Source organism: Mesorhizobium sp. M7A.F.Ca.ET.027.03.2.1 (assembly GCF_003999175.1).
Classification (GTDB): Bacteria; Pseudomonadota; Alphaproteobacteria; order Rhizobiales; family Rhizobiaceae; genus Mesorhizobium.
Window position 1 is genome coordinate 1 of sequence record NZ_RZOM01000040.1, and the last position, 12,937, is coordinate 12,937.

A 12,937-nucleotide genomic window follows, 5' to 3' on the forward strand; every position below is an offset into this window, starting at 1 on the left:
CCAGCGACCTTGGAGAGTATCTCAGACAATTCCCGGTCGACATCGGCAAGCTGGCGCGCGAAGCGGTCGCGGCGTTCGGCGGTGTCGCGCAGCGTCCGTTCGATCTGGTTGCGCGAGGCGGCAGCCTCGGCCCGTTCGGCTGTCAGCGCGGCGAGCTTGGCTTCGCTTTGCGAAAGCGTCGACGCCGCCTGTTCGAACGCCGCACGGGTGGTGGCTTCGCGTTCGGCGGCGCCGGCATTTTCCGAATTGAGTGCTGCCTCTTCGGTGCGAAGGCGCTCGAGAATGTCCGCATTGTCGCGGACCATGCGCTCTTCACGCGCGATATCGCCGTCGAGCTGCTGTAGCCGGCGCTCGAGTTCGCTCTGGCGGGCGCGGATACGGCCGGCTTCCTCCTCGATCTGCGACTTGGCGATCGACAAGCGCTGGAAGGCAGCGGCGGCGGCGGCTTCCGCGTCGCGCAAATCCGGCAACCGGTGAGCGCCGATACCTTGCTCCCTGGCGGCGGCCATCTGGGCCGCGGCGCGGTCGCCGACAAGGGCTGTCGCAACCGCCAGCGCCGAACGCGCCTCGCCTTCCTGGGTCTTGGCCAGTGTCCAGCGCAGATGCAACAGCGTCGCTTCGGCCTTGCGAATATCGGCCGACAGGTTCTTGAAGCGGGAGGCCTGGCGCGCCTGGCGCTTCAGGCTTTCGATCTGGCTTTCCAGCTCGCCGACGACGTCGTCCAGTCGTTCGAGGTTCTGCTCGGCCGCCTTCAGCCGCAGTTCCGCCTCGTGGCGGCGGGTGTGCAGGCCGGAAATGCCTGCTGCCTCTTCGAGCAGCGCGCGGCGTGCCTGCGGCTTGGCCTGGATCAGTTCGCCGATGCGGCCCTGACCGACCATCGACGGCGAACGCGCGCCGGTCGACTGGTCGGCGAACAGAAGCTGCACGTCCTTGGCGCGGGCCTCCTTGCCGTTGATACGGTAAAGCGAGCCGGCCTCACGCTCGATGCGGCGCGACACCTGCAATTCGTCGGCATCGTTGAAGGCAGCGGGCGCCGAGCGGTCACTGTTGTCGAGGAAAAGTGTGACTTCGGCGGTGTTGCGTGCCGGGCGCGTGCCCGAGCCGGAAAAGATGACGTCGTCCATGCCGGACGCGCGCATGTTCTTGTAGGAGCTTTCGCCCATCACCCAGCGCAAGGCCTCGACGAGGTTCGACTTGCCGCAGCCGTTCGGCCCGACAATGCCGGTCAGTCCGCGTTCGATGACGAACTCGCCGGGCTCGACGAAGGACTTGAAACCGAGGAGGCGAAGGCGCGAAAACTTCATTCGCGCCGCCCACTAAGCGGATTACCGTGGTTTTGCGATGAGAATTCGCGGCACGACAGGAAGCCGCGCACGCCGAAGCGCCGCCGCCTCAGGGCTGACTGGACGTCAGAGCAGAGGGTCGATGATAGCCGACATTTCCTCAATCGACATCGCCCCCTTGTAGGTCTTACCGTTGATGAAGAAGGTCGGTGTCGAGTCGACCTTGAATTCATTGGCGCCACGCTTCTGGACCGATCTCACATCGTCCAGAAGTTTCTGGTCCGTCAAGCAGGCCTCGAAGGACTCCTGTGTAAAACCGGCGAGCTTCGAGATTTGCAGCAGTGCATCCTTGGTGTTCTGAACGCCAGCCCAGTTCGCCTGCTGCCTGAACAGGACGTCGACCATAGGGTAGTAGTTGTCCTTGGCGCAGCGCGCCAGCATAAAACCGGCTTCGGCACTCGGATCGAACGGGAATTCGCGCAGGATGTAGCGCGCCTTGCCGGTGTCGATGTACTTGGTCTTCAGGTCCGGAAAGGTGGTCTCGGCGAAATGCGCGCAGTGCGGGCAGGTCATCGAGGCGTATTCGACGATGGTGACCTTGGCGTCGTCCTTGCCAAGCTGTTTGTCGGGCAACGCACCCGGCTTCATCAGTTCCGCCATGTCCACGGTACCCTGGACTTCCGGCGCGGTGGCGGCGGCCGGCGTGGCCGGCGTCGCGGGGGCGGCCGGGGCCGCAGGCTTCACATCCGCGGCCTTCGCCTCCTCGCCAGAGTCGCTGCAGGCGGCGAGCAGGGCCACCGCCGGAATGGCGGCCAGCGAAGACAGGACGTTTCTGCGAGACAAGCTTTGGCCAAACGGGGGACGGTTCATACGAATCACCTGACAAGGGTTGGATTTTGCAATGCAAAGACACGAAAAGGCGAGAGTTGGCGCGAATTAAGGCATCTCGATCCCCAATCCAATCGCGAAACCTGACAAGGGCGATCACGAATGCGAGATATTGACGACGAATCCATGACTTTCTTCAAGACGCCTATGACTTTCTCTCCCCAATAATGGTCGCGCCAAGTTTCTCCAACGAGGCGCGCAGTTCATCATTATCGACCAAGCCGACAGTTCCCGACAATTTCGTCTTCTCAGCCGCCGTCAGCGGCCTCAGGGCCGGTTTGCGCCTTCCTTTGTCGGTTGTCACCGGCTTCTGCAGGATCCTGATGCGATTGATGGCGGTGAAGCCGAGGAAGGCGTTGACCCGGTTGATGATCTCGCCCGTCTCGTGCTGCAGATGAAGTGCCGCCATGCCTTCGCAGGCAATGACCAGCACGGCCGGCTCGAACGGATCGTCCTCATGCATACGGCGCGGCCACTGGATTTTTTCGGGGCGCGAATGGCTGGCCAGCCGCGGGCCGGCGATCTCGTCCCATGACTGGACGAGGCCGATCGAAATGCCAGCCCGCTTGCGCAGCACCGGATCGAGGATCCTGGTCGCGAGATCGCTGACCGGGACGGGATTGCCGTAGGGCGTTCTGCCTGCCATGTACGTCCTCCAGCCACGACCCCAGCAGATACCGGCCAGGCCGATACAGATCAATGGCACCAGCAGACCAGACCCGCAAGACCGTATCCTGGGATAGTGGCAAAGCCGCGTCCGAGGACAGCAGCAGAGCTGCATCCGGGCATATCGCGTCCCGCCTGCTAGGCTGGTACGATGTGCATCACCGTGAATTGCCGTGGCGCATCACGCCTCGTGAGCATGCGCGCGGCGTGCGGCCTGATCCCTACCGTATCTGGCTCTCCGAGGTCATGCTGCAGCAGACCACCGTCGAAGCGGTGAAGGCCTATTTCCGGATTTTCGTCGAGAAATGGCCCGATGTTGAGGCCCTGGCCGCGGCGCCGGCGGAGGACGTGATGAAGGCCTGGGCCGGGCTCGGCTACTACTCCCGCGCCCGCAATCTCAAGGCCTGTGCCGATCTTGTGGCCGCGCGTGGCGGCCGGTTCCCCGACACAGAAACGGCTTTGAGAGAACTGCCAGGCATCGGCGCCTATACGTCGGCGGCCATCACGGCGATTGCCTTCGACCGTCCCGCCGCCGTTGTCGACGGCAATGTCGAACGCGTCATTTCCCGGCTGTTTTCGATCGCAACCCCGCTGAGCGAAGCCAAGCCCGAAATCCGTGCCCATGTCGAGCGCATGGTGCCCGGGACAAGGCCTGGCGACTTCGCCCAGGCGATGATGGATCTCGGCGCCACCATCTGCACGCCACGCCGGCCGCGCTGCATGCTGTGCCCGCTGCGCGAAGACTGCAGCGCGGTCGTTTCAGGCGATCCCGAGCACTTCCCGGTGCGCCTGCCCAAGGCCGACAAGCCGCAGCGGCACGGCGCGGCCTTTGTCGCCGTGCGGGCCGACGGCGCCATCCTTCTGCGCAAACGGGCGGAGAAGGGTTTGCTCGGCGGCATGACCGAGGTGCCGACGACGGGTTGGACCGCGCGGATCGATGGGGCAACCACGGAAGCGGCCGCGCCGTTTCCCGCCGACTGGCGGCATGCGGGCCGCATTGCGCATGTCTTCACGCATTTCGCTCTCGAACTCGAAGTCTTTCACGCTCACATCAAAGGTGATGCGCCAGACGGGCATTTCTGGTCGCTCGCTCACGAGATTTCCGGCGAGGCGCTGCCGACTGTCATGAAAAAGGCAATCGAGGCTGCGATACCCGGCGCGACGAAAAAGCCGTCGCCACACAGTGCAAAGAGGCCCCATGACTGAAATACGCCACATCGTTTTCGACATCGGCAGAGTGCTGATCCACTACGATCCCAACATTCCGTTCAGCCGCCTCATTCCGGATGCCGAAGAGAGAAAGTGGTTTTTCGACAATGTCTGCACGCATGATTGGAACATCGAGCAGGATCGCGGCCGGACCTGGGAAGAGGCCGAGGCGCTGCTGATCGCGGACCATCCCGATCACGCGGAAAACATCCGCGGGTTCCGCCGCCACTGGCACGAGATGGTTCCACATGCCTATGACGACAGTGTCGCCATCATGGTCGGTCTGATCGAGAGCGGCCACGACGTGACCATGCTGACCAACTTCGCCAGCGACACGCTGGCCGAAGCCCGCGAGCGCTTCGATTTCCTCAATCGTCCACGCGGCGTCACCATCTCGGGCGAAATCGGCATGATCAAGCCGGATCGCGGCATCTACGATCACCACGTCGCCGCGTTCGACCTCGAACCGTCAGCCACACTGTTCATCGACGACAGCCAGAAGAATGTCGACGGCGCCAAGGCGGCCGGCTGGCAGTCGGTGCTGTTCACCGATGCAGAGACGCTTCAAGCAGACCTCGAACGTCTCGGAATCAAGGCTTGATTTGAATCACTTCGCGCGATCCGTAGAGCTTTGAATCAACGGCATTCGAAGCAATTGGCAGGGGTTCAGGCCCCTGCCCGCTCCATGCCGAGCCGCGCGATGCGGCGAAGCTCGTCGATCGGGGTCAGGCCACCGCTGCGCTCATAATGCCAGAAGGTCCAGCCGTTGCAGGCATCCAGCCCCTGCACTTCGGCGCCGATCTTGTGGATCGAACCGGCGCTGTCGCCGATCGCCACCGTACCGTCGGCGCGCACCTTGGCGGCCCAGCGCTTCTTGGCGTCGTAGAGCGTCGCACCCGGCATCATCAGGCCGGTGTCGATCAGGCTGACGAAAGCAACGCGCGGTTCGGCCCGCTTGCCGGTCAGCACGGTGAGATCGGCGCCATCCAGTGGCCGCACCGCGTCGATGCGCTCGTTGGCGGCGTCGATATAGGCCTGCTCGCGTTCGATGCCGACGAAATGGCGGCCGAGACGCTTGGCCACCGCGCCCGTGGTGCCTGAGCCGAAAAAGGGATCAAGCACGATGTCGCCAGGTTTGGTCGAGGCCATCATGATGCGGGCAAGCAGCGCTTCCGGCTTCTGCGTCGGATGCAGCTTGTCGCCATTGTCGTTCTTCAGCCGCTCGCCGCCGGTGCAGATCGGAAACAGCCAGTCGGAGCGCATCTGGATGTCGTCGTTGGACGCCTTCATCGCTTCGTAGTTGAAAGTGTACCCCTTGCCCTTCTGGTCGCGCGTAGCCCAGATCATCGTCTCATGCGCGTTCTGGAAGCGGCGGCCGCGGAAATTCGGCATCGGGTTGGTCTTGCGCCAGACGACGTCGTTGAGGATCCAGAAGCCGAGATCCTGCATCTTGGCGCCGACACGGAAGATGTTGTGATAGGAGCCGATGACCCAGATGGTGCCGTTGGGTTTCAGCACCCGGCGCGCCGCCAGCAGCCAGGCCCGCGTGAAAGCGTCATAGGCCTCGAAACTCTCGAACTGGTCCCATTCGTCATCGACGGCGTCGACCTTCGACTGGTCGGGGCGGTGCAGGTCGCCGTCGAGCTGCAGATTGTAGGGCGGATCGGCGAAGATGACGTCGATCGATTTTTCGGGCAGCCGGTCGAGCGCGGCGACGCAGTCGCCCTTGAGGATCGTGTCCAGCCATTCGGATTGCTGGGGGGCGTGGGATAGCTCGTCGAGAAGACGCACGGCAGACATTCTGACACCCAGGGCACGCGTTACTGTTTACTCCTGGTTATGGTTACCGATCAGCGTAAATATTCCGTGAAGGCCCGACGCCTGACCCTCGGTGGTTTGCGCAGGCCGGCCCGTTGGTGTATGCCGCGCCGCTTAAGCCAGTCAGGCTCCTCCCCCAACGACCCGGATTGCCATGCCCCAGCCAGACCTTGTCATCTTCGATTGCGACGGCGTGCTCGTCGATTCCGAGATCATCGCCGCCCGTGTCGACGCCGAGCTTTTGACCTTGGCAGGATACGAGATATCGGCTGAGGAGATTTCGGAGAGCTATGCCGGCCTGACCTTCAAGGACATCATGCTGCGGGTCGAGGAAAAGTCCCGCATCCCCTTCCAGGCCTCTCTGATCGACAGGGAGGAACAATTGGTCGACCGCAAACTGCGCAGCGACGTCCGCGCCATCGATGGCGCGCGCGAGGCCGTTGCCGCGGTAACCGTGCCGCGCTGCGTCTGCTCGAATTCACGCTCCGAGCGGATCGAATTCATGCTGGAGAAGGTGCATCTTTTGCCGTTTTTCGCCGACCGGATTTTTTCGGCGATGGAAACACCGACCGGGAAAACGAAACCGGCGCCGGACGTGTTCCTGTTCGCGGCGGAGAAACTCAACGCCAACCCGGCGAACACTTTCGTCATCGAGGATTCCGTGCACGGCGTCCACGGCGCAAGGGCGGCGGGCATGCGGGTGATCGGCTTCACCGGAGCCGCCCACAGCTATCCCGGCCATGCCGACGCGCTCACCGAGGCCGGCGCCGAAACGGTGATCCGCCGCTGGGCGGAGTTGAAAAGCGTGATCGCGGCGCTGTCGGAGTGGTCGGACGCCTGAGAAGCGTGCGCCGCGACGCACGCCTCATGCAACTGCCGAGACCTAGTTCGTCGCGGCAGCCCTCTTGCGGCGGGTCTTCTTCGGCTTGTCGGCCGTTGCCTGATGCGCGGTTTCGTCATAGCCGGCAAAGGCCTGATAATCCTGCGCCGTCGGCTCGGGCACGACGACATTGGAATCGGTGAAGACGAACTGCGTGGCAACCGAAGGATCGGTGACCTGGACCTGATACTGGTGGAGCTGCGAGTAGAGGACCTCGGTGCCATGCATCACAGCCGTTCGGATCGGCATGGTGATGGTGCCTGGAGAAAACTTCGGTCCGGGGACAATCTTGCCGGCGACCGCGATCTTCATCGTCAACTGGCCGTTGGCACGGCTGCAGTCGCGTGTCACGTCGCTGACCGATGCCTGGTAGATGATGTTGGCCGATTCGTCGGGCGGAGTTGCAGCAGCGGCGTCAGCGTCGGCCTGGGCCGCGGCATCCTGCGCGGCGTCGCCGGTCTTCTTGATCCTGGGCTTGGGCTTCTGAGCTTCCTTGGAATAGGTATTGAAGAAAGCCGTGCCGTCGCGCACCGTCACCCGAGGGCAATAGGCCTGCAACTGGCTGGCCAGTATCTTGGGATCCTGTGGCGGCGGTGGCGCCGTCGGGTCCTCCTTCTTGCCTATGCCGAGGTTCAGGATGCCATTGTCGCCCGATTGGCAGCCGGCGGCGGCAAGCATAAAGCCGGTGAGCGCAAGACCCGCCAAAAAGCGACCACTGAATGTACGAAACGCCATGAAACTGCACTTCCCTCTCGCAAAGCTGGTGACGTATATCAACCGCGCGGCAAAAATGCGACTGAGCCAGCGCAGAAATTAACCACCTTGCGGTGGATGGAAAAGCCAAGCAGTAACGGAATTGTGACATGCACTATGTGAGTACCCGCGGGGAAGCCCCCGTTCTTGGATTTTCCGACGCCGTGCTGGCCGGGCTGGCGCGCGACGGCGGGCTCTACGTGCCGCGCGAGTGGCCACAGTTTTCCGCCGCCGAGATCCGCGCCATGCGCGGCCTTGCCTATCCCGACCTTGCGATCCGCGTGCTGTCGCCGTTCCTTGGCGACGAAATTCCGGCCCCTGTTTTCGAGCGGCTGGTGCGCGAAGCCTATGCCACCTTCCGCCACGAGGCCGTCTGCCCGCTGGTGCAGACAGGCCCCAACACCTTCATCCTGGAACTCTTCCACGGGCCGACGCTCGCCTTCAAGGACGTGGCAATGCAGCTTCTGGCCCGGCTGATGGACCATGTGCTTACCGAACGCGACCAGCACGCCACCATCGTCGGGGCGACCTCGGGCGATACCGGCGGGGCGGCCATCGATGCCTTTGCCGGTCGCAGCCGGACCGACATCTTCATCCTTTTCCCGCATGGCCGCGTCTCGCCGGTGCAGCAGCGGCAGATGACGACGTCGACGGCTGCAAACGTCCATGCGTTGGCGATCGAAGGCAATTTCGACGATTGCCAGGGCCTGCTCAAGGACATGTTCAACGATCACGGCTTTCGCGACCGGGTTGCGCTTTCGGGCGTCAATTCGATCAATTGGGCCCGCATCATGGCCCAGATCGTCTATTATTTCTCCTCGGCGCTGTCGCTCGGCGCACCGGACAGGCCGGTCTCCTTCACCGTGCCGACCGGCAATTTCGGCGATATCTTCGCCGGCTACGCCGCCAAGAAGATGGGACTGCCGATCGAGCGGCTGGTCATCGCCACCAATGACAACGACATTCTGGCGCGCACCTTTTCGACCGGCGAATACCGCACCAAGGGCGTCTTTGCGACCACGTCGCCGTCGATGGATATCCAGGTGTCGTCCAATTTCGAACGCCTGCTGTTCGAAGCCTCCGGCCGTGACGCGGCGACCGTGCGGCGCTACATGGACGGTCTGAAGCAGTCCGGCGCTTTCACCATCGAACCCCAGCAAATCGCCGGGATGCGGTCGGAATTCGACGCCGGCCGGGCTGATATGGACGAGGTCGCCGCCACCATCCGCTCGACGCTCGCGGCCAGCAACTATCTGCTCGATCCGCACACCGCGGCAGCTGTGCATGTCGCTGCGGGCAAGGCGTCAGGCGCCGTCCCGATGGTGGTGCTGGGTACCGCACACCCGGCAAAATTCCCGGCCGCCGTCGAAGCCGCCAGCGGCGTGTCGCCCGCACTGCCCGCGTGGCTAGGTGGGTTGATGACATCGGAGGAAAAATACACGGTACTTCCCTCCGACCTGAAAATGGTGGAAGATTATGTCGGCCGCCGCGCGCGGGCGGCGCGTTAAGGAGTACTAGCCATATGGGTGTTGAGGTAAGCCGTCTGTCGAACGGCCTGACAGTCGCCACCGAAACCCTTCAAAGCATCGAATCGGTTGCCCTTGGTGCCTGGGTCAAGTCGGGTGCCCGCAATGAACGTGAGGACGAGCATGGCATGGCCCATCTGCTCGAGCACATGGCGTTCAAGGGCACGAAAAGGCGGAGCGCCTTCGAAATCGCCTCGGAGATCGAGGACGTTGGCGGCGAGATCAACGCCGCCACCAGCGTCGAAACCACTTCCTACTATGCCAGGGTGCTCTCCGACGACGTGCCGCTGGCCGTCGACATTCTTGCCGACATCCTGCAGGAGTCCGAATTCGACCCGCAGGAACTCGAGCGCGAACAGCATGTGATCCTGCAGGAGATCGGCGCCGCGCACGACACCCCCGACGATATCGTCTTCGACCGCTTCACGGAAACCGCCTATCGCCATCAGACGATTGGACGCTCCATTCTCGGCACGCCCGAAACGGTCAAATCCTTCACCTCCAAGCAACTCCACGACTTCATCGAGCGGCAATATGGCGCCGAGCGCATGGTGATTGTCGCCGCCGGCGACATCAAGCATGACAATTTCGTGCGCGAGGTCGAAAAGCAGCTCGGCGGCTTCCGCAGCAAGGCCGACAGCACCATCCCGCAATATGCGCAATATGTCGGCGGCGACTTCCGTGAGGACCGCGACCTGATGGACGCGCAGATCGTGCTGGGGTTCGAAGGCCGGGCCTATCATGTGCGCGACTTCTATGCCTCGCAGGTGCTCTCGATGATCCTCGGCGGCGGCATGTCGTCGCGCCTGTTCCAGGAGGTCCGCGAGAAGCGCGGCCTGTGTTATTCGGTCTATGCCTTCCATTGGGGCTTTTCCGACACCGGCGTCTTCGGCGTCCATGCCGCGACCGGCCAGAGCGACATCGCCGAACTGGTGCCTGTCATCATCGACGAACTGCAGAAGGCCGGCGAGAAAATCCTGCAGGAAGAACTCGACCGGGCGCGCGCCCAATATCGCGCCGGACTGATCATGTCAGCCGAAAGCCCGGCCAGCCGCGCTTCGCAGATCGCACGGCAACTGCTTCTGTTCGGCCGGCCGATCGCCAAGGAGGAACTGATGGAACGGCTGTCGGCGCTGACGATCGAGCGGCTGACCGACCTGTCGTCGCGATTGTTCTCGACCAAGCCGACGCTTACCGCTGTCGGGCCTGTGGGTACGCTGGCGCCATACGAGGCGATCCTCGAATCGCTCGCAGGCACGCAGACCACGGCCCGTAAGCTCGCCGTCTAAGCCCCTCGAAGCGTCGTGTTCGCGCTCCCTTTCTTTCGCCGCGACCTGCCGGCGCTGAAAGGCGACCGCGTCACGCTGCGCGTGCCGTTTACCAACGACTACCGCGAGTGGGCGGTGGTGCGCGGCGAAAGCCGCGCCTTCCTCGAACCCTGGGAGCCACGCTGGACTCCCGATGAACTCGACCGCAACGCATGGCGGCTGCGCATCAGCCGCTACCGCGAAGATTATGCGCAAGGAACCGCAATCGCCTTCTTCATCTTCGAGAAGAGCAGCGGCAAGCTTGCTGGCGGCATCACGCTCGGCAACATACGCCATGGCGTCTCGCAAAGCGGCCATGTCGGCTACTGGATCGGCGAGCGCTTCGGCGGCCGCGGCCTGATGACCGACGCGGTCAAGGTGGTGGCCCGCTTCGCCTTCGATACGCTGAGGTTGCACCGGATCGAAGCGGCCTGTATTCCCGACAATATCAGGTCGATCCGCGTGCTTGAAAAAGCCGGATTTCGGCGCGAAGGACTGCTGCGATCCTATCTCAGGATCAACGGCATCTGGCAGGACCACTACCTCTACGCCCGGATCGCGGACGATCCGCCGGGCGTTGGAACGAAGGACTGATTTTTGACGAATTTCCTGCGAAACGGGTCGCTGTTCGCCTTTGTCCTCGCGGCACTCCTGACGCTGTGGGCGGCATCGTCGGCCTTCGCCGTGGAGCCGATCAAGATCGCCCGCGACGACGTCGCGCTCGACCTTTCCGGCGCCGTCGAGATCTACCGGAACCAGGGTGAGAATTTCCAGGTGTCGACCGCGCCGGGTCCGGACGGTATCGTGCGGCGCATCGAGGTCGAGGCCAATGATGCACGTTCGACCGGCGACTGGGCGGTGTTCGCGCTCGCCAACACCACCGACCAGCAGCTCGACCGGCTGATCGTCGCACCGCATTTCCGCCTGGTGAATTCCGGCATCTTCTGGCCGGATCTCGGCTCGACCCGCATCGCCGCCATCACGCCCAGCGAGGGCTTCGCGCTCGACCGCCAGACCAGCCCCGATGCCGACGTTTTCCGGGTGACGCTGAATCCCGGCACGGTGATCACCTTCATCGCCGAACTGGCCTCGCCGAAGCTGCCGCAGGTCTACCTCTGGGATCCGGAATCCTACAAGGACTCGGTCAATTCCTACACGCTGTTTCGCGGCATCGTCATCGGTATCGCAGGCTTGCTGGCGCTGTTCCTCACCATTCTTTTCGTGGTCAAGGGAACCTCGATGTTCCCCGCGACCGCCGCGCTTGCCTGGGCGGTACTGGCCTATATCTGTGTCGATTTCGGCTTCCTCAACAAGGTCATCGAGATCTCGCCCGGCAATGAGCAGATGTGGCGGGCGGGAACGGAGGTGGCGCTGGCTGGAACCTTCGTGGTGTTCCTGTTCGCCTATCTCAACCTCAACCGATGGCACGGCCATTTCAGTTACGGCGCGCTGGTCTGGATCCTCGGGCTGGTGCTGATCGCCGGGGTCGCGATCGTCGATCCGGCGGTTGCCGCCGGCATCGCCAGGCTGTCCTTCGCCGCAACCGCACTGACCGGGCTTGGCCTGATCATCTTCCTCGGCATACGCGGCTACGACCGTGCCATCATGCTGGTGCCCAGTTGGGTCATGGTGCTGTTGTGGCTATGCGGATCGTGGATGGCGATCACCGGCATGCTCGACAACGACATTGCCCAGCCGGCCCTGGGCGGCGGGCTGATCCTGATCATCCTTCTGATCGGCTTCACAGTGATGCAGCACGCCTTTGCCGGCGGCGCCCTGCACCAGGGCCTGTTCTCCGACCTCGAGCGGCAGGCGCTGGCGGTGGCCGGATCGGGCGACACGGTCTGGGATTGGGACGTGCTGCGCGACCGCGTCGTCACCAAGCCCGATGTCAGCATCCAGCTCGGCCTGGCACCGAACAGCCTTGGCGGCGCGGCCCGCAACTGGCTGCCGGTGCTGCATGCCGACGACCGCGACACGTTCCGCACGACGCTCGACGTAGTGCTCGAACACCGGCGCGGCCGGGTGTCGCAGAATTTCCGCCTGCGCGGCGCCGACGGCCACTATCACTGGTTTTCACTGCGCGCACGCCCGGTCATCGGCTCGGACGGCGAAGTCATCCGCTGCGTCGGCACCATGGTCGACGTGACCGAGCAGAAAAAGTCCGAGGAAAGGCTGCTGCACGACGCCGTGCACGACAATCTGACCGGCCTGCCGAACCGTGAACTTTTGATGAACCGGCTGGAAGCGATCATCTCGATCGCGCGCACCGAAGAGAAGGTGCGGCCGACCGTCTTCGTCATCGACATCGACCGTTTCAAGCAGGTCAATAACGGGCTCGGCATCTCGGCCGGCGATACCATCCTCTTGACCATCGCGCGCCGCCTGCACCGGCTGCTCAAGCCGAAGGATTCGCTGTCGCGCTTTGCCGGCGACCAGTTCGCTTTGATGCTGCTGTCCGAACAAGACCCGGCCCGCATCGCTGCGGTCGCTGATGCCATCAAGCATGCCATCAACAACCCGATCACCTTTGCCAAGCGCGAGATCGTGCTGACCGCGTCGATCGGACTGATCACCTGGAATTCGCCGCAGATGTCGGCCGAGGAC

General features: G+C 63.4%; 12 protein-coding genes. 7 read left to right on the forward strand and 5 right to left on the reverse strand.

Going from position 1 to position 12,937, the window contains the following annotated elements; translation table 11 throughout:
• From EN750_RS03500 to EN750_RS03510, 3 genes are all read right to left on the reverse strand, one after another.
• A partial coding sequence (locus EN750_RS03500) for a chromosome segregation SMC family protein (RefSeq protein WP_145967388.1) occupies nucleotides 1-1,304 on the reverse strand: 1,304 nt, incomplete at its 3' end.
• 105 nt (nucleotides 1,305-1,409) lie between these two features.
• Complete coding sequence (locus tag EN750_RS03505; protein ID WP_127395638.1) at nucleotides 1,410-2,153, reverse strand: DsbA family protein; 744 nt, start codon at nucleotides 2,151-2,153, stop codon at nucleotides 1,410-1,412.
• A 163-nt stretch (nucleotides 2,154-2,316) separates the two neighbouring features.
• Nucleotides 2,317-2,817 carry a DUF721 domain-containing protein gene (locus tag EN750_RS03510; RefSeq protein WP_127268827.1) on the reverse strand — a complete coding sequence of 167 codons (501 nt, stop codon included), beginning with the start codon at nucleotides 2,815-2,817 and terminating at the stop codon, nucleotides 2,317-2,319.
• A gap of 53 nt (nucleotides 2,818-2,870) precedes the next feature.
• Here EN750_RS03510 and mutY point away from each other — a divergent pair, with 53 nt between their 5' ends.
• Both mutY and EN750_RS03520 read left to right on the forward strand, forming a co-directional pair.
• Nucleotides 2,871-4,043, forward strand: coding sequence for an A/G-specific adenine glycosylase (gene mutY, locus EN750_RS03515; RefSeq protein ID WP_127395639.1), 1,173 nt, complete (start codon nucleotides 2,871-2,873; stop codon nucleotides 4,041-4,043).
• Nucleotides 4,036-4,647: an HAD family phosphatase gene (locus EN750_RS03520; RefSeq protein ID WP_127395640.1), complete on the forward strand. Its 612-nt coding sequence runs from the start codon at nucleotides 4,036-4,038 to the stop codon at nucleotides 4,645-4,647. Before mutY ends, EN750_RS03520 begins: the two co-directional genes overlap by 8 nt.
• A 65-nt stretch (nucleotides 4,648-4,712) precedes the next feature.
• On the opposite strand, the gene EN750_RS03525 is transcribed toward EN750_RS03520, so the two are convergent.
• Nucleotides 4,713-5,846, reverse strand: coding sequence for a site-specific DNA-methyltransferase (locus EN750_RS03525; RefSeq protein WP_127268824.1), 1,134 nt, complete (start codon nucleotides 5,844-5,846; stop codon nucleotides 4,713-4,715).
• 172 nt (nucleotides 5,847-6,018) lie between these two features.
• On the opposite strand from EN750_RS03525, the gene EN750_RS03530 reads away from it, so the two are divergent.
• Nucleotides 6,019-6,705 carry an HAD family phosphatase gene (locus tag EN750_RS03530; protein ID WP_127268823.1) on the forward strand — a complete coding sequence of 229 codons (687 nt, stop codon included), beginning with the start codon at nucleotides 6,019-6,021 and terminating at the stop codon, nucleotides 6,703-6,705.
• A 42-nt stretch (nucleotides 6,706-6,747) separates the two neighbouring features.
• Here EN750_RS03530 and EN750_RS03535 read toward each other — a convergent pair whose 3' ends face one another.
• Nucleotides 6,748-7,479, reverse strand: coding sequence for a hypothetical protein (locus tag EN750_RS03535; protein WP_127395641.1), 732 nt, complete (start codon nucleotides 7,477-7,479; stop codon nucleotides 6,748-6,750).
• Between the two features lie 128 nt (nucleotides 7,480-7,607).
• Between EN750_RS03535 and thrC the strand changes: the two genes are divergently transcribed.
• The 4 genes from thrC to EN750_RS03555 form a co-directional block, all read left to right on the forward strand.
• Nucleotides 7,608-9,005 (forward strand): threonine synthase, encoded by a 1,398-nt coding sequence (gene thrC, locus EN750_RS03540; protein ID WP_127395642.1) that lies wholly within the window; start codon nucleotides 7,608-7,610, stop codon nucleotides 9,003-9,005.
• 14 nt (nucleotides 9,006-9,019) lie between these two features.
• Entirely contained in the window at nucleotides 9,020-10,312 is a 1,293-nt protein-coding gene (locus EN750_RS03545; RefSeq protein ID WP_127320877.1) for a pitrilysin family protein, read from the forward strand.
• Nucleotides 10,313-10,327: 15 nt separating this feature from the next.
• Nucleotides 10,328-10,924, forward strand: a complete 597-nt coding sequence (locus tag EN750_RS03550) for a GNAT family protein (protein WP_127268573.1) — start codon at nucleotides 10,328-10,330, stop codon at nucleotides 10,922-10,924.
• A gap of 3 nt (nucleotides 10,925-10,927) precedes the next feature.
• The coding region (locus EN750_RS03555) for a diguanylate cyclase (RefSeq protein WP_127395643.1) at nucleotides 10,928-12,937 on the forward strand (2,010 nt) is incomplete at its 3' end.